We start from the raw sequence: 22,107 nt of genomic DNA, 5'->3' as shown, positions 1-22,107 counted from the left end.
GGAGAAACCATGCAACCACTCGTGACTATCGTCACCACCTATTACAACCGGGCCGGGTTTCTGAAAGAGACTCTGCGAAGCCTGCAACTGCAGACCATGACCGACTGGGAGGCCATTCTCTGGAACGATGGCTCGACCGACAACTCGGTAGAAATCGCCCGGGAGATGGCGGAAATGGATTCCCGCTTCCGGATCTTCGGTGGCGAACGCATCGGCCACGCCCAGTCGCTGGTCCGATCCTGCGCCGAGGCACAGGGGCGCTACATCGGGGTTCTCGACAGCGACGATTTGCTCGAACCCTCGGCCCTGGAAGAAACGGCCGCCGTTCTGGAGAGCCGCCCCGAGATCGGCATGGTTTATACGGATCATGTGGTGATCGACGGCAACGGCCAGCGACGCGGACTCGGACGCCGTTGTCAGATTCCGTTTTCCAAGGACCGCATGTTGCTCGACTTCATGACCTTCCATTTCCGTCTGATCCGGATGGAGGCCTTCGCTCAGGTCAAAGGGTTCGACGAGACCTATCCGTTGGCGATGGACTACGACCTGTGTCTGCGGCTTGCGGAGGTGACGGAGATAGAACATCTGCGCACACCGTTGTACCGCTACCGGTTCCATCGGGCATCGCTCTCGTGTCAAAGGCGGCTGGAGCAAATCCAATGCTCTTATGATGCGGTCGTCGCCGCCATGAAGCGACGCGGGCTGGACCGTGAATACGAGTGCCAGCTCGAAGTGAGAAGCCGCCATATCATCAAAAAGGTGACTGACCATGCCGGATAAGCCGCAAGCAACCGGATTGTCCGCGAGTGAGGAGCTGCTGGCCCGAACCTTCGACCACTGGCGTGAGGAGTTTCGAAGCATCCTCGAAAGCCACCGCCGGGAAATCCAGGACCGTCTTGAGAAGATCGAGCGAGAAATCGAGAAAAAATCGGACAAGGAAAACGTCGAGGTGCTGGTCCGTTCGATCTATGCCGATCTGCACCGGCACGCCGAGGAGATCGACCGGCTACACGCTCGGGTCGGTTCCAAGATGGGGACCGAGACCATGTGGAAGATTGTCGGCCTGGTCATGACCATCGGCAGCACCATCGGTGGTCTGGTCGGCTTTCTGATTCACCTGATGCTGAAGGTAAAACCATGAGACCACAAGCGAGACTCGGCGACATCAGCAGTCATGGCGGCGTCATCGTCACCGGGGCGAGCCGGACTTTCGACAACGGCATGCAGGTGGCCCGCATGGGTGATTTGCATATCTGTCCCATCCCGGGGCATGGCGTGACGCCCATCGTGACCGGAAGCCTCGATACCATCACGGAAGGGCTTCCCAATGCCCGCGTCGGCGACATCACCGGCTGCGGAGCGGTGATCGTGACCGGCAGCCCGAACACGGAGGACAACTGACCATGTCCATCCGCAACAAGCTCAAGATTGACTACTGGGACGTGTCGCCCAGGACCCTTCGAGTGTCCCGATACGCATGGGGACCACCCATTCAACTGGCCATTCATGGCGATTACGCTGAAGAGCCGGAATTTGAAAGTTCCGATCCGGACGTGGTTTGGGTCGATTCGTCGGGATACATCTATCCCGGCGACAAAATCGGCTGTGCGGTGATCACGGTGTTCGATTCCTGGCGTCGCAGGAGCGCGAGGTTCGTGCAGGTTGAGGTGGTCGAGTCATGGTATTGGGGGGAGTAGAACGCATGATGATCGGTGATGGATATGGTTATGGGTACGGTTACGGGGATGGCTATGGAGAAGCCGAAGGGCCGCCCCTGTTCGACGACACCAGCCGGGCTGAAGCCCACCGGGAACTCATGGCCATTGCCCGCGTGCTGGCCGAGGGGTTGGGACTCATCGAGGATGGCGAGGACCGCACGCCGTTTCTTGATGAAATCCGCCAGGAGATGAAGAAAGTGCGCAAGGCCCTCGAGGATTCACACGCAGCCTCGGAGGCGATGCGCGAACAGGCCCAGGCCTATCTGGAGGCTCAGCAGACCAAGACCCAGGAATACTTGGACCAGGTGCAGATTGAGCCGGAGCCTGATTTCTATCCCTTTATCGAGCTGCCCGTGGGCACCGAACCCCGCGATCTGCCGGACGGCAACCGGCTCTTCACCTTGCCCGACGGTATGATCCTGCGGACGACGGACGACCAGCGAATCAGTGTCATCGACGCCGGGCAGCACCAGATCGTCACCCCCGGACCCGGAACGGCCGTCGAAGTCGCACCTGGACGGATTTACACCCTGGATCAAACCTATTTACGCACAACTCATGAAGACGCCGGGCTCAGTGGACTGCCTTTGGATGTGGAGCCGATTGCGTTGGGGTCGTGGCGGTTCTCGGTCAGCTTTGCCGAAGGCATCCGCCTGGATATCGACCATAGAAGGAGGTTCGTCACGCTTATCAATCCGACCGGACCCATCGATATTCTCGGTATAGGCAGAATCGAGGGAATTGGAGAAAGCATCACCGTTCACCTGATCTCCGGAGGTGCCAAGGGCTTCCATTGCGGGGAATCAGGCCATGCTGGACTGATCGAGGCCGATGGGACCATTCACCTGACCCTGAAGAGCGGCCTGGAGTTGGTGGCGCGTTTCTTCAGCGAGGCATCGGAAGGGGATGAGGCCTTCCCCGACTGTTCCAGTCAATGCCAACTGAATTGTGAGGAGCGTGACTGATGAATTTTGATTTTCTCGGCGCGGGGTTGCGCCATCCTTTTCGATTTCAGTCCGTTTCCGGCGGCACCCAGATTTCCGCCTCGACCTCGCGGGAGCACGAGCATATCCGCGAAAGCATCCTGCAGATCCTCGGCACCCGGATCGGTGAACGGTTCATGAATCCGGAGTTCGGCTCCAGGCTGAAGGATCTGGTGTTCGAACAGAACGACGAGGTGCTCAAGGGCCTGCTGCGCCATTACGTCATAGACGCCATCAAGCGCTGGGAAAAGCGGGTGATCATCACGGATGTTCGCTTCGACGACCTTCCGGCGAATACGGACAGGAACCTCCTGCCGGTGCATATCGCCTATCGCGTGATCCAGAGCCAGGTGGAAGGGAATCTGGTTTATCCCTTCTACCGGGAAGCGCCAGCCAGCCCCGCTCGCTGAACCATCCCGTCTCCGACACATCCATGTCCCTTCCGGTAAGTAACCGGCGTGGCGAGAGCATCAGGCGCTCTCGCATAACCGCCGAAAACCGGAGAGACCATGGGCCGCGCAAGCATCGGATACATCAACAAGGATTACGAATCGATCCGCCAGGAGCTGCTGGCGAAGATCCCGCAGCTCACCGACCGCTGGACCGATTTCAACCACTCCGATCTCGGCGTCGTCCTGCTCGATCTGTTCTGCGGCGTGGGCGACATGCTGGCCTACTACCTGGACGCCCAGGCGGCGGAGGCATTTCTGCCCACGGCACGTCAGCGCCAGAACGTCATCAACCTCTGCAAGCTCATCGGCTACCGGTTGGACTCGCCGGTGGCCTCAACCACCACGCTGCGCTTCCAGCTCTCCGCCCCGCTCGGCAAGGACCTGACCATTCCGGCGGGAACAGCCTGCCGTGCCTTGCTGCATGACGGCGAGGCGGATTTCGAGACGGTCGAGGACGGCCTGATCCCGCGAGGCGTGCTCTCGGTGGACATCCCGGCCCGTCAAGGCGTGCGCCGCACCGAGACCTTCACGTCGACGGGGCTGCCATTCCAGCGCTTCCGCCTGACCGGCGACGTCATCGCCCAGGGCACCATCACCGTTACGGTGGGGGACGACGCCTGGAGCGAGGTCGATCATTTTCAGGACAGTCTGGCCGACAGCCGTCATTTCATGGCCGACCTGGATGCCCTCGACATTTCCACCCTGATTTTCGGCGACGGGCAAAGCGGTGCTGTACCCGCCCAGGGAAGCGCCATCACCGTCAACTATCTGCAAACCATCGGAGACCAGGGCAATCTCGGTCCGAACCGGATCACCCAACTGCTGAGCCCGGTCTACCTCGACGGAGGCCAGGTCTCACTGACCGTCACCAACCCGGTGCCCGCCACCGGCGGCGCGGCGCGGGAAGCCCTCGAACACGCCCGCCGACAGGCACCAGCGGAGCTGCGCAGTCTCTGGAAGGCCGTCACCCTGGAGGATTACCAGGCGCTCGCCGAGGGCTACCCCGGTGTCGCCAAGGCCAAGGTGCTCGACACCAATGCCTGTCAGAACATCCGCTATTACAACGTCCACCTGGCCATCGCCCCCAATGGCGGCGGCATGCCATCGGCGCTGCTCAAGCGGGACCTCGCGGAGTTTCTCGAACGCCGCAAGGTCATCACGGTCGAGATCAACCTGTTCGATCCGATCTACCGGCCCGTTTCCATCGACGCCGAGGTCTACGTCTGGCCCGGTGAACCGCTGGAAAATGTGCGCAGCCGCATCGAAGCCGCGCTCTCCGATTTCTTTTCTTTCGACCAAGTCTCTTTCGGCCAGACCATTCACTTCTCCGACCTTGTGGCCCTGATCGACGGCGTGCGCGGGGTCAGCCATATGCACCTCTACGCGCCGCAGCAGGACATCGAGCTGCGTCACGGTGAAATCCCGGCTCTCGGCACCGTCAACCTCGATCTGCGGAGGGCCGGTTGATGTCGGATTGGTTCAAGGACAATCTGCTCGGCCTGCTGCCGCCGCTTCACGAGCACAACGACGAGGCCGGTGACCTGCGCACCTTTCTGAGCCTTCCCGCCGGAACGCTCGACGAACTCAAGCAGGCCATCGACGACTTCCCGACCATCTTCGATGTGGATCATTGCGACGAGCGCTTTCTCCCGCTGCTGGCGAGGCTCGTTGGTCTCGAAGTGGACGGCACCTGTTCGCCGGACTGCCAGCGTCGCCGCGTGCGGGAGGCGGTCGAGATCTATCGCCGCAAGGGCACCATTCCGGCCATCGAACGCGACTTCGACTCGCTCGGTTGGCAGGGGGAACTGCAGGAGACCTTCCGCTCGGCTCTGCGACTCAATGCCCGATCCCGACTCAGCAACGCAAAGCTGCCCGGGCTAGTGTTCAGCCTCGGCGTGTTTCGTGTGCTGTGTCTCAACCAGACCGAGGGGCTGCGCGACGCCCTGGTGTTTCACCACCCGGCGGGCACCCGCTGTTTCTGGCTCCAGCTCCTGCTCGAATGGATCGAAGGCGGCGCGATGCTCGACTTCGGGCACGCCAACGCCGTGCGCCGGATCGTGCTGGCGTTTCTCGACGAGACCTTCGTCCTCGGACGTTCCTCGCTCGGTTCCTGCCGCCACCTGACCAACAAGCAGAGAGTCTGGGAGCTGCTGCAGCTCACCAGCACCACGGAGATGCTCCCGGAAATCGACCGGGCGGCCGTGAAGGTCTCCCGTTTTCACGGCCGCCAGAATCGGATGCGCCTGAACCACAAGGCCCTCAACGACTGGCGGCTTCCGTACACCCGCGTCGGCGAGGACCGGGTTTCCTTCTGCACGCCCATTTACACCGGCCGCGATTTCGAGGGGGATGTGCTGGAAAGCGGCTTCGGGCTGGGCGAGAGCCATCTCAACCGCAAGCCGCTGACCCATGGCGAGACCGCGCTGCGCTACTGCTTCCGGCAGAAGGATTTCTTCTTCGATACGCAGGCGGAACCGGTCGAATGGGCGGAAACCAAGTACGACCTGCGCTTGCCCCTGGAATCCCGGCACCGCCTCTGTTTCCAGCTCGGCCGCGCCAGGCTCAACGAAGGTCTCGATCTCACCGCCAACCAGGGCGGCATCAGCAATCTGCTGCTCGCCTCCACCGCTGGCTGCGACGCGGACGTCACCCTGGCCGTCGACCGGATCGACCGATGGCGGCGGAGAGGGCCTGTGTTCCGGCTCAACGCGAACACCCTGAACACCCGGTATCTGAGCAATGCGAATCTGACCGGCGAACGGGCTTCGCTTGAAGTCTACGTGGACACGGGCTCTCTCCAGCGCCATCGGGTCGAGACCATGAAGCTGGGAGCAAGCCCGCTCAACACCACCGGCCTGCGCCTCTCCGTGGATCGGACCCGACCCCTGCGCGTCAGCCGCATGCGCCTCAACCAAGCCGGATTCCGCTGGTCGCGGCCTTCCTACCGCTGGCTGTTCCGTCAACAGGATCTGCACGCGCCGACGCAGGCCGGGTTCGAGGCTGCCACCAACAACTATCGCGCCACCCAGTGGCCCACCTGAAGGAGAACCCATGGCGATACATCTCTATCTTGACGAAACGCTGACTCAGCAGATTTCCGAGGGGGATTTCAGCCGTCCCGAGGCCGAGAGCTACAACGGCACCGACGGCGACATCAAGGATCGGCAGCTCTACGTCGCCAACGAGCAGACGAGCCTCACCTCGGCCATCGACGCGGCGCAGACCTCCATAACGCTGGCCGAACCGCGCTTTGCCGACGGCGAATTCATCATCATCGACGGCGAGCAGATGCTCATCGAAAGCGGCGGCGGCACCGCCAATCTCATCGTGCAGCGGGGCGTGGCCAACACAGCTCCGGCCGCGCACGACGCGGGGACGACCGTCTATTCCGGCTACAACTACACCGGGCTGGTGCTCGATCCCATCGACGAAACCGGCACAGACGAATCGGTCTGGTACCGCCTGGCCCTGACCCAGGCCGGACTCGACACCGCCACCCAGGGCGCACCGCTCAACCTCGGCGACAAGGCATTCCAGCAGACGCTCTCTTTCTGGCGGCGCTGCACCGTGCTCCCGGGCACGCCGGTGCAAAATAAACTCGACATCAAGCTGCGCCTGACCGGCACGGAAAACCCGATTCTTTGAGGCGCATAGATGGCTGACATCACGGTTGATATCGACATTTCCGCGAGGGTGAACCGGCCTTGGTCAAAGGACCTGGACGCAAACATCCGAGTCATTCACGTCATCATGCTCCGGGCGGAGACCCAACTCATTATCTACTGCGATTTCGAACGCTACCTGCCGACCAGGCAAGCCATTCATGAGCAGATTGGGTTCTCCGGCGATGTCGTGGCTGTGATCACTCACAGGGCCGACGGAAAGGCGGACACCCGAATGACTGTGTCCGGCGCACACATCAGCCGATCCGACACCGTTCAGCGCATCGCGATCCCGGCCGGATTACTGGCCGACACGCGCCAGATCCTGTTCGCGGTGCTCATCGATCAAGACCACGAAATTCAGACCTAAAGGAGAACAGCAATGGCACTGGGACTCATCGTCAAAACCGGCCGGATACTGACGGCCAAACTCCTCCTCGGCCAGGCCGTGGACGGCATCACCCACTGCGCCATCGGCGACGGGGATGCAAGCTTCACCGACCCGCAGAATCCGCCCGCGCCGGACATCGGCCAGACCGGGCTCAGAAACGAACGCGCCCGCAAGCGCTACTACAAGAGGACCTTCCTCAAGGAGGACGCCGAAGGGGCGCTCCTGGTCAACGGCGTGCGCTATCTCGAAACCGGCGAGGAGACCAACACCATCGGTGTCTTCTTCCGCTTCGACGAGGCCGAGGCCAACGGCATCACCATCCGCGAATACGGCTTCTTCGGCGGCGACGTGCAGTACGTGGAAAGCGTCACCGGGGATCTCGCCATGGGCGGCGTGTTCCATCAGGACACCAACCCGACCGGCGAGGTGCTGCGTCCGGGCTACCTGTACGAGGTGAAGAACATTCCCGATTTCAACAAAATTTCCGACACCCGCGTGGAGCTGGTCGGGATCATCAAGATCTAACTGGAGGATTCAAACATGAGCATCTCACGCGAGACATTCGACCCGAGCAAGAACTACAAGCGCATCCGCTATCATCAGGATCGCGACCTGCTGGATTCCGAACTCAACGAGCAGCAGGACATCATCAACCTGGAGCGGCGCAAGATCGCCGACATCCTGTTCAAGGAAGGCTCCATCATCATGGGCCTCGAGGTCAGCGCGGCCGCCAACGTCCTAACCCTAGCCCCGGGCGTGGTCTACATCGACGGCCACCTGGAACAGGTGAGCGGCGCGACCCTGACCTATGACCCGGCCACCACCAGCGGGGCCGATTACGTCTATGTGGAGCTGCTGAAATACAACTACGGCTATACCCAGGACCCGGCCCTGATCAATCCGGCCACGGGCGAGCCCACCGCAGAGCGGGAAAAATGGGCGCTCTCCCTCAAGGCGACGGACACCAGCGGCCAGACGCTGCCCAACAACGTGACCGAGCGCCGGGTGATCCCGATCTACAAGTTCGACCGCGAGAGCGGAGATGTCACGCCCACGGTGCAGGAGAAGTCCAACCTCTACCTGCGGGATCTGCTAGGCACGCTGCCGGGCAGCCGGATCACCGTCTCCTCGATCACGGAGGATCAGCTCTCCTTCGCCGCCGCCGAGGGTCTCAACTCACTGATTCAGAACCTGGCCGAGCGCACCTTCGACCAGGCCGGAAGCTATCTGGTGCGGGGCTTCGATACCTTCATCGGCGGCGTCGACGACGACAGCGTGGAGGCGATCACCAACGCCGGACGCGCCTATATCCAGGGCTTCCGGCATCAACGCGATCTGCCCACTTCGACCCTGGTGCCCAAATCCATCGCCACCAAGTCGGTGCGCGGCGAGCAGAAGACCTTCGACATCAACAAGCGCCGCTATCCGGTCAACTCCACACCACTCAAGGAGACGACCCAGGTGGAGGCCATCGTCGAGATCACCCGCAACGTCACTCGCGGCTCGGTGGGCGGCGGCGAAGACCTGCTCGATCCCAATCCGGTGGTGGACATCCTCGAGGTCAGCCAGGGGGCGACCATCTTCCAGGAGGGCGTGGACTGGCAGCAGTCGGGCAACCATGTCGACTGGCTCGGCTCCGGCAACGAACCGGCCATCGGCACCACCTACACGGTGCGCTGGACCTACACCAAGCAGATGATCAAGGGCACCGACTATGTGGATAGCGGCTGGTTCGGGCAGGCCAACCATCCGGCGGCCGGAAACTACTTCTATCTGGTGACCGCCTACAACGCCACCGGCGAGACGGCCTTCAACACCGCTGCGGTCATTGCCCGAGCCACCGCCGCCGGGGAGATGAACAAGCTCTCCTGGCTACCGGTCAGCGGCGCGACCGGCTATCGCGTCTACCGGGCAACAACCAACGGCGCACGCACCGACTACAAGCGCCTGATGGAGCTGGGCAGCGAGGCGCTCTCCTACGTCGACGACGGCGTCGAGGAGATCGGCACCGCTTCGCCTCCGGCCACCAACACGGCCGGACTCACCATGTCGCCGGTCCAGCTCGAGCTGGGCAACCTCAACGTGATCAACTTCGGGCGCGGCAGCCTCGGCGACCAGCCGGTGAGCGGCTCCAACTGCAGCCTGGACTACGACTATTACCTCGGCCGCCGCGACATCGTTTACGCCACCACCACCGAGATCAAACGGCTGGAAGGGGCTCCGGCGGATTTCCCGAAGCTGCCCATCGTGCCGGAAAACGCCCTGGGGCTGTGCAGCATCGACTGCCCGCCCAACTCCACCGACATGGAGATCCGCAACTTCGGCCTGACCCGCATCACCATGGACCAGATCCACGACATCATCCAGGACGTGGAGGACTTGAAGTACAACGACGCCCAGTACCAGATGAACAACGAGCTGCAGAACCGGGACGCCCAGACCAAGAAAGGCATCTACTCGGACGACTTCTCGAACACCGCCCAGTCGGACATCTACCACGCCGAATGGGACGCCCGGGTCAACGAGATCGCCCGTTTCGTCGCGCCGGACCGCATTCCGCACTCCACGGTACTCTCGGTCGATCAGGTGGGCAGCAACGCCAGCTTCTTCGGCAGTCTGGCGCTGCTGCCGGGCAACGAGACCGTGCTGGTGGAACAGAACGACTGGTCCGAAGAGCGCAACATCAACCCCTATGCCGTGTTCGACAAGCCCCCGGCCATGCTGCAGATCACACCCAACCTCGGGCGGCGCGGCCAGACCGGCATCGCCGTCACCGGCATCAACTTCACCCCGAGCAAGTCCGGCATCGTACTGCGCTGCGACGGCCAGGTGATGGCCAGCAACCTGATCAGCGACGAGGCCGGTCGGGTCAGCGCCTCCTTCACCATTCCGACCAACGCCCGCAACGGCAACCGCATCGTGGAGATGGCCGACGGCGTCTACTCGGCCCGGGCCAGCCTGCAGATCAACGATCCGCTGGTCATCACCCGTATCGAGCGCATCATCGAGAACCGCATCATCCGCGTGCCCGTGGTGCAGGTGGTCTGGCGCACCCAGACCATCTTCGTGCCCCGTGATCCGCTGGCCCAGACCTTCAGCTTTACCCAAAACCAGGTGATCTCCAGCATCGGCCTGCAGTTCACCGCCAGGGACCCGAGCATCCCGGTCACGGTGCAGATTCGCGGCGTCACCACCGGTCTGCCCAACGGCGTGGTGTTCGCCGAGAAGGTGCTGGCCCCGAACGAGATCAGCCTGAGCGGCGAAACCCGCATTCGCTTCGACGACCCGTTCTACGCCGAGGCCAACACCAGCTACGCCGTGGTGCTGCTGACCAACAGCACCAACTACAAGGTACGCACCGCCACCCTGGGCAAGATGGGCCGCTGGGGCATCATCACCCGGCAGACCTACATGGAAGGCGTGCTGCTGGAAAGCTCCAACGCCGAGACCTGGACGCCGCTCAACGGCTCCGACCTGGCGATGAAGATCTACGGCTACAACTTCCAGTCCGAGGGGATGATCCGCTTCCAGCCGATCACCGGCGTGCAGTTCTCCGACATCAACCTCGACGAATACTCGGCCATCCCCCAGGGCACCGGCCTCGACTGGGAATACTCCACCGACGGCGGCGTGACCTGGGACGCCATGGTTCCCGCTGAGGAGGAACGGCTGCCCAACCTCGCCACCCGGGTCCAGATCCGCGTGCGCCTGAGCAGCTCGCTTGCCAACGACACCCCGGCCATCAACTTCCGCGACGTCAACCTGGTGGGCTACCTCAACAAGACCACTGGGGCCTACCTGACCCGCGAGAACGAGCTGACCCAGGGGGTGGAATCGACCAAGGCCTATGTGCAGATGAAAATCCCCAGCGGCACCACCCTGCAATGGTTCGCCAGCAACGACGGCGGTCTGACCTGGGAGGCGATGACCATTCAGGATACCCGGCCCATCGACGAGAACTGGACCGAGTACACCCTGGTGCGCACCTTTACCGACAACACCGGGAACAAGGTCCGTTACAAGGCCGAGATGACCGGAACGCCGCTGATCTACCCGCGCATCCATTCGCTGGGCGCGACCCTGAGCTAAGGAGGCACGGCCATGATCGTTCGACGCAAAGGCGGACTGACCGAGTTCATCCCATCGCCACAAGAGAAGCGCGACAGCCTGATCCGCGACCACGCCCTGGGGCTGCTGGAGAATCTGCACCAGCGCCTGGCGCGGCTGGAACGGGCATCAAAGCTCCCGACCGCCGAAGCGGAGGCCTTCACGGCGCTGCTGGCGCGGATGCGGGACGACGAGTCGCGGAACCTCGAACTGCACGCCAGTCTGATTACCGGCGAAACCGCTTCCGGCTGACCGGCTCACTGCCACCGCCACCCCAGAAACCCCGGATACGGACTGCCCGTTCCGGGGTTTCTGCCGTTAGTGCGCCGCCCAATCCGGTCAAGCTCGCAAGTCATTGAAAATAAAGGTGTTAAATGTCTGCTTCGGCTGTTCTTCTACTTGATTTGTGTCCGGAAAGAAGCATTCATTCATGGTGTAAGCGGAGGCTAAAAAGCCTTGCCTTACAACGACTTAGAAGCGCCATGAACGACGGAGGCACGCATGAACCTGAAAGAGATCCACTACGGGATCGAGATCGAGACCGTAAAACGCACCCGGGAGCAGATCGCCTGGGCCATCCACTCGGTGGTGGGCGGCACGGTCCGCCATGTCGGCATCCCCAGCAGCTATGACCCCTGGGAGGTCGAGGACCTGCGCGACCGCGTCTGGAAGGTAGTGGGGGACGCCTCCCTGACCAGCGTCCCGGCCCATCTGCGGGCCGAGGTGGTCAGCCCGGTGCTCGGCTACGACGACATCCCGCAACTGCAGGAGGTGGTCCGGGCCATCCGCCGCGCCGGAGGCAAGATCAACAGCCAGTGCGGCATCCACATCCATATCGACGCCGCGCCCTTCGACGGCAGGCACCTGGGGAACCTGGCCAAGATTATCTACAAGCAGGAGCCGCTGATCCTCCACGCCCTCGGCATCAGCCGCGACCGCCTCAACCGTTACACCCGGCCGGTCAGCGACGAACTGATCCAGCGCATCGAGCAGCATCGCCCCCGCACCAAGGACCAGCTCAACCGCATCTGGTACGGCTATCACAACCGCCAGCCCCAGCACTACGACAACAGCCGCTATCACGGGGTCAACCTGCACAACGTCTGGTACCGGGGTACGGTGGAGTTCCGCTGGTTCGAGGCGACCCTCCACGCGGGACGGATCAAGGCCTACCTGCAGTTCTGCCTCGCCGTCGCCGCCAAGGCGCTCAATGGCCGGGCCGCTTCCAGTCGCAAGCGGGACTTCGATCCCCAAAGCGCCAAGTACGACTTCAGGGTCTTCCTGCTCCACCTCGGCCTGATCGGCGACGAGTTCAAGACCGCCCGCAAGCATCTGATGGCCAACATGCCCGGCGACGCCGCCTTCAAAAACGGACGGCCCAAACCGGAGGACGTCCTCCCGGACGAAACAACCACCACTCTCACCAACGAGGCCGGGCAAGTTCCCGGCCTCACTGTTTAAGGAGGTGCCCCATGAAGATTCTGATCCGCTCCACCACGCTGGACGGCGAACCAATCCCCGGTAGCGGGGAAACCCTGCAAGCTACCGACTGCCTTGAGGTGGTCGAGCTGATGCGCGGCCAGACGCCGTTCACCGCCAGCCGAGCGCCCCGGGACTACATGACCGAGGTGCTCTCCGGCATCGAAGGCGGGCCGACCCAGCCGTTGCCGGTGGAAGCCACCGCTGCGGCCGCCGAGTTTCTAACCCGTCTGGCCCGTCACGGCCTGATCGAATTCCTGCCCGACGACAAGGCCAGCGATCCCTGGCCGGAACGCTTCCTCGAAGCCCTGGAGAAGGTGCGGCTCTCCGGGCGCACCAACATGCTCGACCACCCGGAGGTGACCCGGCTGACCGCCGAGATGGGTTACCCGGAGGTGGCCGAGTGGCTGGCGGACCACAGGCGCGAATACGCGGCCTTCGTCCTCGAAGGGACAAGACCGCTCGGCAAGAACTTCGGCGGCAAGGAGGACCCGGCTCCATGTGCGGACAAGTAGGCATCATCTTCGGCCGCAAGCGCAGACGGCCCGACGAACGGGATTACCTGCGCGAGGTCTTCATCCGCATGCTGCTGCACAACGAGGAGCGCGGCCCGCACGCCTCCGGTCTAGCCTGGCTCAAGACCGACGGCAGCCACCGCATCTTCAAGCGGCCGATGCGGGCGCACGAGCTGGTCTACGAGAAGCCGTTCCAGGAGCTGCTCGGGCAGGTCGACAACGAGACCACCATCCTCATGGGCCACACCCGCTGGCGCACCCGGGGCAACGAGTTCAACAACCGCAACAACCATCCCATCCGGGCCGGGATAGTCATCGGCACCCACAACGGCACCATCTACAACGCCGATTATCTGTTCCGCCGTCTCGGGCTGCCGCGTTACGCCGAGGTGGACAGCGAGCTGATCTTCCGCCTGGCCGACCGTTTCGCGCCCGAAGGCCCCATCGACCAGGATGGCCTGAAAAAGGCGCTCGCCCTCTGTCGCGGCCAGATGAGCGCCGTGCTGGCATCAAAGTTCGATCCCGGCACCATCACCGTGCTCAAGGGCAACAAGCCACTCTGCCTGCGCATCCACCGGCAGCACCGGGTGGTGATCTACGCCTCGGACGATGCCTTCATCGACTTTGCCGTGGACTTTGATCCGGGCTGGCGCGAGCTGGAGGTGCCGCCCATGACCATGCTCACCATCCGCCACGAGGATGTGCGGGCCATCGAAAACAGCGAATTCCGCTTCATACCCCAGGAGCGCAAAGGGACACTGCCCGAAGGAGTGAATGCATGAACATTGGAGACACCGCGAACCTGAACACAAACCCGGAAGACACTCCCGAGACCATCCTCCGGCTCTTCGTTTACGGCACCCTGAAACGGGGCTACTGGAACCATCAACGTTTCTGCACCCAGGCCCGCAGCATCGAACCGGCCGTGGTCTGGGGCAGGCTCTACCATCTCAACGCCGGGTTCCCGGCGCTCGAGGTGCCGGAAGGGCTGATCCTGGCCCGGGGCACCGCCGACCCGCTGGCCGACGCCCGCAGGCAGCAGGAGATCGGCACACCGCGCTTCGGCCGCCCGACTGGCGACTGGGATCTGATCCATGGGGAACTGGTGACCTTTACCGATCCGCTGCGCAACCTGCCGCCCATCGACCGGCTGGAAGGCTTCCGGCCCGGTGGGCACAGCATGTACCAGCGGGTGATGGTGGTTGCAGCCAGGGGCTCAATCGCCTGTGCGGTATGGACTTACACCATGTATGCGCCTCAAAACGGTCACCGGGTCACCAACGACAATCAGGCCGTTTTTTGGAGAAGTCGGCACTAATCGGCACAAAACGCTTGATTTTGGCAATCCGCCAATGTAATTTGTGGGGTTAATTTGCGGCACTGTGTCCGGATTTCGGGTTTCCCGGAGACCTTCGGGCTTTTACCGAAAACATGATGAACGAAGGACGAAGGCTATGGATGAGAGATGGCTGACGGTCGATGACATTTGCAAATATCTAATGTAAGCAACGAGACGGTCTACAAGTGGATCGAACAACGGGCTATGCCCGGTCATCGCGTTGGCCGTCGCTGGATGTTCAAACAAGACGAAGTGGACGAATGGGTCCGCTCCGGCGGTGCGGCTGATAAATCCGATAAGCCGGACACCGAGCATTAAGGAGCGACCATGGCCGAACCGATTCACGACAAAATAAAACGCTCCCTCCAGGCAGCCGAAGGGCTGTATCACCGCCTGGTATTGCTGGTGGGTGAGACCGGTTCCGGCAAGACCGGCGTTCTTCGGGAAGTTGCCGAGGAGTTCGGCTCATCTGTCGTCAACGTCAATCTGGCGCTTTCAGGCGAGCTACTGGAACTGACGGCAAAGCAGCGGTCGCTTCGGTTGCCGGGCATCCTCGACCAGATCGCGGACCAGGCTCAGTCACCGGTGGTGCTGGATAATCTCGAGATCCTCTTCGACAAGGATCTCCAGCAGGACCCCTTGCGCCTGCTGCAGTCCATTTCAAGAAACCGGGCCGTGGTGGCTTCGTGGAACGGAATCATGAATTCCGGGAGGCTTTTGTACGCCGAAACCGGCCATCCCGAGTACCGCAGCTATGACTCGGTCGATGCGCTGATTGTGGGCATGGATGGCACGGCCACGGTCGATTCGGCAAAAAACAATAGAGAGGCAGGACAAGCATGAAATACGGAGACCTTATCCAATTCGACCCGATTGAGTCGGTCGTTCAGTTGCGTGACGCGGACAAATCGAGCGCCGCGCACACCCTCGTGAACACCTATGTCATTTCCGAGGAAATGGCCGAACGGCTCACCCAGCTTGTCATTCCTCAGATGCAGTTCGACCAGCCGGTCGACAACAAGGGCCTGCTGGTCGTCGGTAACTACGGCACCGGTAAGTCGCACTTGATGTCGGTGGTCTCCAGCCTTGCCGCAGACGCCTCCCTGCTGGAAGGGCTGAACCACGCCGGTGTCCGCGATGCGGCCTCTCAGATCGCCGGTCGGTTCAAGGTCATCCGTACCGAGATCGGAGCCACCACCATGTCCCTGCGCGACATCCTGGTGGCTGAACTGGAAGAGCATCTCGAAAAACTCGGCGTGGAGTATGTGTTCCCCGAGGCGGGCACCATCACCAGCCACAAACGAGCCTTCGAAGACATGATGGCCAAGTTCGGCGAGGTCTTCCCCGAACACGGCCTGCTACTGGTGGTCGACGAGCTGCTCGACTACCTGCGTACCCGCAAGGACCAGGAGCTGATCCTCGACCTCAACTTCCTGCGCGAGGTCGGCGAGGTCTGCAAGGATCTGCGCTTCCGCTTCATGGCCGGTGTCCAGGAAGCCATTTTCGACAGCCCGCGCTTCGCCTTTGTCGCCGACAGCATCCGCCGGGTGAAGGACCGCTTCGAGCAGATCCTCATTGCCCGCAGCGACGTCAAATTCGTTGTGGCCGAGCGTCTGCTCAAGAAGACCACCGAGCAGCAGGCCAAAATCCGCGACTATCTGATGCCCTTTGCCAAATACTATGGCGGCCTCAACGAGCGTATGGACGAGTTCGTCCGGCTCTTTCCGGTGCATCCCGATTACATCGACACCTTCGAGCGGGTCACCGTGGTAGAAAAGCGCGAGGTGCTCAAGACCCTCTCCATGGGCATGAAAGGTATTCTCGGCAAGGACGTGCCGTCGGACGAGCCCGGCCTGATCGCCTTCGACAGCTACTGGAACACGCTCAAGCAGAATGCCTCCTTCCGCGCCATTCCCGAGATCCGGGCGGTCATCGATTGTAGCCAGGTGCTGGAATCCCGCATCGAAAACGCCATCACCCGCAAGCAATACAAGCCGATGGCTCTGCGCCTGATCCATGCGCTGTCCGTCCACCGCCTCACCACCGGCGACATCTATGCCCCCATGGGCGCATCCGCCGAGGAACTGCGCGACCGTCTCTGCCTGTTCGATCCGCTGATCGCCGAGCTGGGCAGCGACGAACCCGACAAGGACCTGCAGACTCATGTGGAAACGGTCCTGCGCGAGATCCACAAAACGGTCAGCGGCCAGTTCATCTCCTTCAATGCCGACAACCGCCAGTTCTATCTCGACCTGAAGAAGACCGACGACTTCGACGCCCTGATCGACAAGCGGGCCGAAAGCCTGGGCCAGGCTCAACTCGACCGCTTCTATTACGAGGCGCTCAAGCGGGTCATGGAGTGCCAGGACGCCACCTACGTCACCGGCTACAAGATCTGGCAGCACGAGCTGGTCTGGCAGGAGCACAAGGCCGCCCGTACCGGCTACCTCTTTTTCGGCGCTCCCAACGAGCGCTCCACCGCCGTGCCGCAGCGGGACTTCTACCTCTACTTCATCCAGCCCAACGACCCGCCGCGCTTCAAGGACGACAAGGTCAACGACGAGGTCTTCTTCCGCCTGAAAGGCACCGACGAGGAATTCCAGACCGCGCTGAAGAGCTACGCGGCAGCCCTGGATCTTGCCGCCACCTCCTCGGGCCACGCCAAGGCCACCTATGAATCGAAGGCCAACGGTTTCCTGAAGAAGCTGGTCCAGTGGCTGCAGAAGCACATGAGCGACGCCTTCGAGGTCACCTATCAGGGCCGCGCCAAGTCCATGACCGAATGGGCCAAGGGCAAATCGATCCGCGACCTGTCCGGCTTGTCGCCCCACGAGACCATCAACTTCCGCGACCTGGTCAACACCATCGCCGGTGTCTGCCTGGCTCCGAACTTTGAGAACCAGGCCCCGGACTATCCGTTCTTCTCGGTCCTGATCACCGGCAATAACCGCGCCCAGGCCGCGCAGGACGCCCTGCGGGCCATCGCCGGGCAGAACCGCACCAAGCAGGCCACGGCCGTGCTGGACGCCCTTGAACTGCTCGACGGCGAGAAGATCGACCCCTACAAATCGAAGTACACCAAGTTCATCCTCGATGTCGTCAAAGCCAAGGGGCACGGCCAGGTGGTCAACCGCAGCGAGATCATCCAGGACGACCACGGACTGGAATACATGAACCCGGGCGGCTCGCGTCTGGAACCCGAATGGGTGAGCGTGCTGGTGGCTGCGTTGGTCTACTCCGGCGACATCGTGCTCGCCATCCCGGGCAAAAAGTTTGACGCCACCGGGCTGCAGCAGCTTGCCGCGACCGGCATGGACGAACTGGTCCGCTTCAAGCACCTGGAGCAGCCCAAGGAATGGAACCTGCCCGCGCTCAAGGCTCTGTTCGAACTGCTCGGCATGACGCCGGGCATGGCCCAGCTCGTCACCCAGGGCAAGGACGAACCTGTGCAGAACCTGCAGCAAGCGGTGGGCAAGATCGTTAAGCGCATCGTCATGACCCAGCAGACCCTGCGCGAAGGGCTCTCCTTCTGGGGCCTGGACCTGCTCGCAGGCACCGACCTGGCCAGCCAGGCCAGCGGGCTGGACGAGGCCAAGGGTTTCTTTGAATCGCTCCAGGCCTATTCCTCGCCGGGCAAGCTGAAAAACTTCCGTTACAGCGCTCCCGAGGTGCTGGCCCATGAAAAGGCCGTGAAGGCGCTCGATGAGCTGGACGCCCTGCGCGAGTTCATCATGGATCACAGCCCGACGGCGTCCTGGCTCTCCACCGCCGAGGCGGTGCTACCTGCCGAGCATGACTGGGTGGATCGCATGAAGACCACCCGGCAGGATGTGCTGGATGCCCTAAAACAGGCCGACCTGACCGAGCTGGCCAGCCAGTCCCAGAGCATCGGGGCCAAGCTGCAAAAGTTGAAGAAGGATTACACCGTTGCCTACATCGGCCTGCACACCAAGGCCCGGCTGGGCGTGAACGACGACAAGCGCAAGGCGGGCCTACTCAACGACCAGCGGCTGCAAACCCTGCTCAAGCTGGCCGGTATCGACCTGATGCCCCGGCAGCAGCTCACCGATTACCAGAACCGCCTGGCCGGGCTGAAAAGCTGCTTCGCCCTGACCGAGCAAAACCTCGACGCCTCGCCCATCTGCCCGCATTGCGGGTTCCGGCCTTCGGTGGAAACCGGTGCGGCGGCAGGCTCGCAGATGATCGACCAGATGGACGCCCAGCTCGACGCCATGGTGACGGCCTGGACCTCGACCATCCTCAGCAACCTGGAGGACCCGATCACCCAGGCCAATATGGACCTGCTGAAGATCGACGACCGCGAGCCGCTGGAGGCTTTCATCAAGTCGAAGGAACTGCCGGTGCCGCTGGACAGCAACTTTGTCCACGCCCTGAAGGAAGTGCTCTCCGGTCTGGTCAAGGTCACCGTCAAGGCGCAGGAGCTGCAACAGGCTCTGCAGGTTACCGACGGCCCGGCCACCCCGGCGGAGATGAAGAAACGCTTTGAGGAGTACATCGATCAACTCACCAAGGGCAAGGACCCGGCCAAGGTGCGGATCGTCATGGAATAAGAGTGACTAAGTGAGTGACCAACTCCGCCGAGCTTGGTCACTCGCAAAGTGACCAAGCTGAAACAAGACGCCAGCAAGGATTATGAAGATGAAAGAAACCAGTTTGTTCGACTCGCTGCTTGAAGAGCCGCAGAAGCCCTCCGGCCCGGTGACTTGTCTCGGCATAACCTTCGAGAATGACGAGGCCCGCCGCGCCCATTTCACCGAGGAGCTGCGCAAGAAGCTCCAGGACCCGGAGTTCCGCAAGATCGAAGGCTTTCCCATTGGCAGCGACGAGGACATCCTGAATCTGAGCGATCCGCCGTACTACACCGCCTGCCCGAACCCATGGATCGCCGACTTCATCGCCGAGTGGGAGGCGCAAAAGCCGGAACAGCCCGAAGGCTATCACTACCACCGGGAACCTTTTGCGGCCGATGTGAGCGAGGGGAAAAACGACCCGATCTACAACGCGCACTCCTACCATACCAAGGTGCCGCACAAGGCCATCATGCGTTACATCCTCCATTACACGCAGCCGGGGGATATCGTGTTCGACGGCTTTTGTGGAACCGGTATGACCGGTGTGGCTGGAGCCTTGTGTGGAGAACTTGGCAGCGCCCGAACCCCATCTGTAAAGGAAGCGTCGATTGGTGAACGAAAAGTTATCCTATCCGACCTCTCACCAATCGCGTCTTTTATTTCAAGCAACCTTTTGAGGCCTGTATCAAGATCTTCTTTTGCGAGAGAAGTGGCTCGTATTTGCGCCGAACTGAAAAATGAATACGGCCACCTCTATTCAACAAATCATAACGGATGGAAGGTTCGGGATAGAAAGATTCTTGAACATAAGCAGTACAACCACAGGGGCGTCCAGAAAGGAAACGTTGAATTTACAATTTACTCCGATGCTATTCGATGCCCAGAGTGCAGCCATGAGACGACCTATTACGAAGTTGCAGTAGATGAGGCAAACGATGCCTTATTCAGTGAGATTCGGTGCCCCTCTTGCGACTCTCTCGTCCCAGAGGGGAGATGGGAAACTGTTTTTACAAATAAGTACGACCCGGTTTTGCATGAGCCAATTAAAACGTCCAAGATTGTTCCCGTAATTATCAATTACACCGTGGGATCTACTAGGCATGAAAAATTGGTTGATCGCGACGACCTGGCTGCAATCGAAGAAGCAGAAAAACTATTAGAGTCAGTTAGCCTCCCAAAGATTCCAATGATGCCTGGTAAAGAAACCCAGCGTAATATTGGAATTGGGATTACGCATATCCATCATTTCTTTACGACTCGCGAGCACCTGTTCGTTGCTCTGCTAATCAATAAGATTCGAGCGGTTGAGGATTCGAACATAAGATTACTGCTTATGTTCGCACTAACATCGTCACTTCCTTATGCGTCTCGCATGCGCAGATTCCGTGCAGATAGAAAAGGTGGCGGGCCGCTTTCCGGGACGCTCTATGTAAGCTCGCTTGTAACTCCCCCACATGTACTGAGGACGTTTGAACGGAACGCTAAAACGATTGGGGATAGCCTATCTAATGCCGTGTCGCCAATGCGTGGTCAGATCGTTTCCACACAGAGCGCTGACTGTCTGAGCAATATGCCAGACAACACCATAGACTACATTTTTACAGATCCTCCTTTTGGCCATAATTTTGATTACTCTGAATTAAATTTCTTCTGGGAAGCTTTCCTTGGAGTTTTAACAAACCAAGCGCCAGAAGCAATTGTCAGCTCATCCCAGAAAAAGGGCGTAGAAGACTATCGACACCTGATGGAAGCTTGTTTCCGTGAATATTATAGGGTGTTGAAACCTGGCCATTGGATTACCGTTGAATTCTCTAACACTAAGGCGGCTGTATGGAATGCCATCCAGTCTGCCCTTGAGAGATGCGGGTTCGTTGTTGCTAACGTCGCAAGCCTGGACAAAAAGCAACATTCTTTTAAAGCGGTTATGACGCCAACCGCAGTCAAGCAAGACCTCATTATTACCGCCTACAAGCCAAACGGCGGCCTCGAAGAAAGATTCGAGCAGGAAGCGTCAACAGAAGCAGGCGTTTGGGACTTTGTCCGGACTCACCTCAATTATCTTCCCGTGATAAAGCAGCATGGCGGACTGTTGCAGATGATTCCGGAAAGAGATCCGCGTATTCTTTTCGATCAGATGGTCGCCTACTACGTCCGAAAGGGCTACCCTGTGCCGATCTCCAGCCAGGAATTCCAGATCGGTCTGGCGCAGCGTTTTATAGAGCGTGACGGCATGTATTTCCTGCCAGAACAGGTAGCGGAATATGACCGAAAAAAAATGACATCTCAGCAGCTTGTGCAGGCTTCTCTTTTTGTATCCGATGAAGCATCAGCTATTCAATGGTTACGGCAAGTAATCAAAGAAAAACCCCAGACATATCAGGATGTTTATCCGATATTCATCAAGGAAACCCAACGGGCTTGGAACAAAAACGAATCATCCCTAGAGCTTTCAACTCTGCTTGAGCAGAACTTTTTACGATACGACGGCAAAGGCCCCGTGCCCGAGCAGATCCACGCCTACCTCTCCACCAACTGGAAAGAGCTGCGCAACCTGCCCAAGGATGATCCGACCCTCGTCGCCAAGGCCCGCGACCGCTGGTACGTGCCCGATCCCAACAAGGCAGGCGACCTGGAGAAACTGCGCGAGAAGGCGCTGCTCAAGGAGTTCGAGGAGTACAAAGAGGTCAAGAAAAAGCTCAAGATCTTCCGCCTGGAGGCTGTTCGCGCCGGATTCAAGAAAGCCTGGCAGGAGCGTGATTACGCCGTCATCGTCGCCGTGGCCGACAAAATTCCCAACAACGTCCTGGAAGAAGATCCCAAGCTGCTCATGTGGTACGACCAGGCAGTAACAAGAATGGGAGGCGAATGA

21 protein-coding genes are annotated in these 22,107 nt (G+C 60.8%); all 21 read left to right on the top strand.

Annotation, left to right across the window (positions count from 1 at the left end; all coding sequences use genetic code 11):
- The first annotated feature begins 9 nt into the window (after positions 1-9).
- The gene (locus N911_RS0105155) at positions 10-780 is read left to right on the top strand and encodes a glycosyltransferase (protein ID WP_029895021.1); all 771 of its coding nucleotides are present in this window, start codon (positions 10-12) and stop codon (positions 778-780) included.
- Positions 770-1,141, top strand: a complete 372-nt coding sequence (locus N911_RS0105150; RefSeq protein WP_029895019.1) for a hypothetical protein — start codon at positions 770-772, stop codon at positions 1,139-1,141. Before N911_RS0105155 ends, N911_RS0105150 begins: the two co-directional genes overlap by 11 nt.
- Positions 1,138-1,401, top strand: coding sequence for a PAAR domain-containing protein (locus N911_RS0105145; protein ID WP_029895017.1), 264 nt, complete (start codon positions 1,138-1,140; stop codon positions 1,399-1,401). The genes N911_RS0105150 and N911_RS0105145 overlap by 4 nt, the downstream gene beginning before the upstream one ends.
- 2 nt (positions 1,402-1,403) lie before the next feature.
- Positions 1,404-1,697, top strand: a complete 294-nt coding sequence (locus N911_RS0105140) for a hypothetical protein (protein ID WP_029895014.1) — start codon at positions 1,404-1,406, stop codon at positions 1,695-1,697.
- Between the two features lie 5 nt (positions 1,698-1,702).
- The gene (locus tag N911_RS0105135) at positions 1,703-2,683 is read left to right on the top strand and encodes a hypothetical protein (protein WP_237559892.1); all 981 of its coding nucleotides are present in this window, start codon (positions 1,703-1,705) and stop codon (positions 2,681-2,683) included.
- Complete coding sequence (locus N911_RS0105130; RefSeq protein ID WP_029895010.1) at positions 2,683-3,111, top strand: GPW/gp25 family protein; 429 nt, start codon at positions 2,683-2,685, stop codon at positions 3,109-3,111. The genes N911_RS0105135 and N911_RS0105130 overlap by 1 nt, the downstream gene beginning before the upstream one ends.
- Positions 3,112-3,210: 99 nt before the next feature.
- Positions 3,211-4,620, top strand: coding sequence for a baseplate J/gp47 family protein (locus N911_RS0105125; protein WP_029895009.1), 1,410 nt, complete (start codon positions 3,211-3,213; stop codon positions 4,618-4,620).
- The gene (locus N911_RS0105120) at positions 4,620-6,194 is read left to right on the top strand and encodes a phage tail protein (protein WP_029895007.1); all 1,575 of its coding nucleotides are present in this window, start codon (positions 4,620-4,622) and stop codon (positions 6,192-6,194) included. The genes N911_RS0105125 and N911_RS0105120 overlap by 1 nt, the downstream gene beginning before the upstream one ends.
- Before the next feature lie 10 nt (positions 6,195-6,204).
- Entirely contained in the window at positions 6,205-6,798 is a 594-nt protein-coding gene (locus N911_RS0105115) for a hypothetical protein (protein ID WP_029895005.1), read from the top strand.
- 9 nt (positions 6,799-6,807) lie between these two features.
- Positions 6,808-7,185, top strand: coding sequence for a hypothetical protein (locus N911_RS0105110; protein WP_051693940.1), 378 nt, complete (start codon positions 6,808-6,810; stop codon positions 7,183-7,185).
- 12 nt (positions 7,186-7,197) lie between these two features.
- The gene (locus N911_RS0105105) at positions 7,198-7,731 is read left to right on the top strand and encodes a hypothetical protein (protein WP_022993018.1); all 534 of its coding nucleotides are present in this window, start codon (positions 7,198-7,200) and stop codon (positions 7,729-7,731) included.
- Positions 7,732-7,746: 15 nt separating this feature from the next.
- On the top strand, positions 7,747-11,295 hold the full coding sequence (locus tag N911_RS0105100) for a DUF4815 domain-containing protein (RefSeq protein WP_029895000.1): 3,549 nt from the start codon (positions 7,747-7,749) through the stop codon (positions 11,293-11,295).
- Between the two features lie 12 nt (positions 11,296-11,307).
- Positions 11,308-11,565, top strand: a complete 258-nt coding sequence (locus N911_RS0105095) for a hypothetical protein (RefSeq protein WP_029894998.1) — start codon at positions 11,308-11,310, stop codon at positions 11,563-11,565.
- A 249-nt stretch (positions 11,566-11,814) separates the two neighbouring features.
- Positions 11,815-12,774, top strand: a complete 960-nt coding sequence (locus tag N911_RS0105090) for an amidoligase family protein (RefSeq protein ID WP_029894996.1) — start codon at positions 11,815-11,817, stop codon at positions 12,772-12,774.
- Between the two features lie 11 nt (positions 12,775-12,785).
- Positions 12,786-13,307: a DUF5049 domain-containing protein gene (locus tag N911_RS0105085; protein ID WP_029894994.1), complete on the top strand. Its 522-nt coding sequence runs from the start codon at positions 12,786-12,788 to the stop codon at positions 13,305-13,307.
- Positions 13,292-14,089, top strand: coding sequence for a glucosamine 6-phosphate synthetase (locus tag N911_RS0105080; protein ID WP_029894992.1), 798 nt, complete (start codon positions 13,292-13,294; stop codon positions 14,087-14,089). Before N911_RS0105085 ends, N911_RS0105080 begins: the two co-directional genes overlap by 16 nt.
- Positions 14,086-14,625, top strand: a complete 540-nt coding sequence (locus N911_RS0105075) for a gamma-glutamylcyclotransferase family protein (RefSeq protein ID WP_029894990.1) — start codon at positions 14,086-14,088, stop codon at positions 14,623-14,625. Before N911_RS0105080 ends, N911_RS0105075 begins: the two co-directional genes overlap by 4 nt.
- 225 nt (positions 14,626-14,850) lie before the next feature.
- A complete protein-coding gene (locus N911_RS19145; RefSeq protein ID WP_425266013.1) occupies positions 14,851-14,964 on the top strand; it encodes a hypothetical protein in 114 nt (37 codons plus the stop codon).
- A 9-nt stretch (positions 14,965-14,973) separates the two neighbouring features.
- Entirely contained in the window at positions 14,974-15,489 is a 516-nt protein-coding gene (brxF, locus tag N911_RS0105070; protein WP_029894988.1) for a BREX-3 system P-loop-containing protein BrxF, read from the top strand.
- Positions 15,486-19,217 (top strand): DUF6079 family protein, encoded by a 3,732-nt coding sequence (locus tag N911_RS0105065; RefSeq protein WP_029894986.1) that lies wholly within the window; start codon positions 15,486-15,488, stop codon positions 19,215-19,217. Before brxF ends, N911_RS0105065 begins: the two co-directional genes overlap by 4 nt.
- A gap of 88 nt (positions 19,218-19,305) precedes the next feature.
- Positions 19,306-22,107: a DNA methyltransferase gene (locus tag N911_RS0105060; RefSeq protein ID WP_029894984.1), complete on the top strand. Its 2,802-nt coding sequence runs from the start codon at positions 19,306-19,308 to the stop codon at positions 22,105-22,107.

The organism is Desulfohalovibrio reitneri (assembly GCF_000711295.1).
Taxonomy (GTDB): Bacteria; Desulfobacterota; Desulfovibrionia; order Desulfovibrionales; family Desulfovibrionaceae; genus Desulfohalovibrio; species Desulfohalovibrio reitneri.
The sequence above is the reverse complement of the archived record's forward strand: the minus strand, read 5'-3'. Positions and strand labels throughout refer to the sequence as shown.

Excerpts from the sequence above, each read along its gene's own strand:
- N911_RS0105155 (WP_029895021.1), top strand. The coding sequence starts at position 10 with ATGCAACCACTCGTGACTATCGTCACCACCTATTACAACCGGGCCGGG.
- N911_RS0105150 (WP_029895019.1), top strand. The coding sequence starts at position 770 with ATGCCGGATAAGCCGCAAGCAACCGGATTGTCCGCGAGTGAGGAGCTG.
- N911_RS0105145 (WP_029895017.1), top strand. The coding sequence starts at position 1,138 with ATGAGACCACAAGCGAGACTCGGCGACATCAGCAGTCATGGCGGCGTC.
- N911_RS0105140 (WP_029895014.1), top strand. The coding sequence starts at position 1,404 with ATGTCCATCCGCAACAAGCTCAAGATTGACTACTGGGACGTGTCGCCC.
- N911_RS0105135 (WP_237559892.1), top strand. The coding sequence starts at position 1,703 with ATGATGATCGGTGATGGATATGGTTATGGGTACGGTTACGGGGATGGC.
- N911_RS0105130 (WP_029895010.1), top strand. The coding sequence starts at position 2,683 with ATGAATTTTGATTTTCTCGGCGCGGGGTTGCGCCATCCTTTTCGATTT.
- N911_RS0105125 (WP_029895009.1), top strand. The coding sequence starts at position 3,211 with ATGGGCCGCGCAAGCATCGGATACATCAACAAGGATTACGAATCGATC.
- N911_RS0105120 (WP_029895007.1), top strand. The coding sequence starts at position 4,620 with ATGTCGGATTGGTTCAAGGACAATCTGCTCGGCCTGCTGCCGCCGCTT.
- N911_RS0105115 (WP_029895005.1), top strand. The coding sequence starts at position 6,205 with ATGGCGATACATCTCTATCTTGACGAAACGCTGACTCAGCAGATTTCC.
- N911_RS0105110 (WP_051693940.1), top strand. The coding sequence starts at position 6,808 with ATGGCTGACATCACGGTTGATATCGACATTTCCGCGAGGGTGAACCGG.
- N911_RS0105105 (WP_022993018.1), top strand. The coding sequence starts at position 7,198 with ATGGCACTGGGACTCATCGTCAAAACCGGCCGGATACTGACGGCCAAA.
- N911_RS0105100 (WP_029895000.1), top strand. The coding sequence starts at position 7,747 with ATGAGCATCTCACGCGAGACATTCGACCCGAGCAAGAACTACAAGCGC.
- N911_RS0105095 (WP_029894998.1), top strand. The coding sequence starts at position 11,308 with ATGATCGTTCGACGCAAAGGCGGACTGACCGAGTTCATCCCATCGCCA.
- N911_RS0105090 (WP_029894996.1), top strand. The coding sequence starts at position 11,815 with ATGAACCTGAAAGAGATCCACTACGGGATCGAGATCGAGACCGTAAAA.
- N911_RS0105085 (WP_029894994.1), top strand. The coding sequence starts at position 12,786 with ATGAAGATTCTGATCCGCTCCACCACGCTGGACGGCGAACCAATCCCC.
- N911_RS0105080 (WP_029894992.1), top strand. The coding sequence starts at position 13,292 with ATGTGCGGACAAGTAGGCATCATCTTCGGCCGCAAGCGCAGACGGCCC.
- N911_RS0105075 (WP_029894990.1), top strand. The coding sequence starts at position 14,086 with ATGAACATTGGAGACACCGCGAACCTGAACACAAACCCGGAAGACACT.
- N911_RS19145 (WP_425266013.1), top strand. The coding sequence starts at position 14,851 with ATGCCCGGTCATCGCGTTGGCCGTCGCTGGATGTTCAAACAAGACGAA.
- brxF (WP_029894988.1), top strand. The coding sequence starts at position 14,974 with ATGGCCGAACCGATTCACGACAAAATAAAACGCTCCCTCCAGGCAGCC.
- N911_RS0105065 (WP_029894986.1), top strand. The coding sequence starts at position 15,486 with ATGAAATACGGAGACCTTATCCAATTCGACCCGATTGAGTCGGTCGTT.
- N911_RS0105060 (WP_029894984.1), top strand. The coding sequence starts at position 19,306 with ATGAAAGAAACCAGTTTGTTCGACTCGCTGCTTGAAGAGCCGCAGAAG.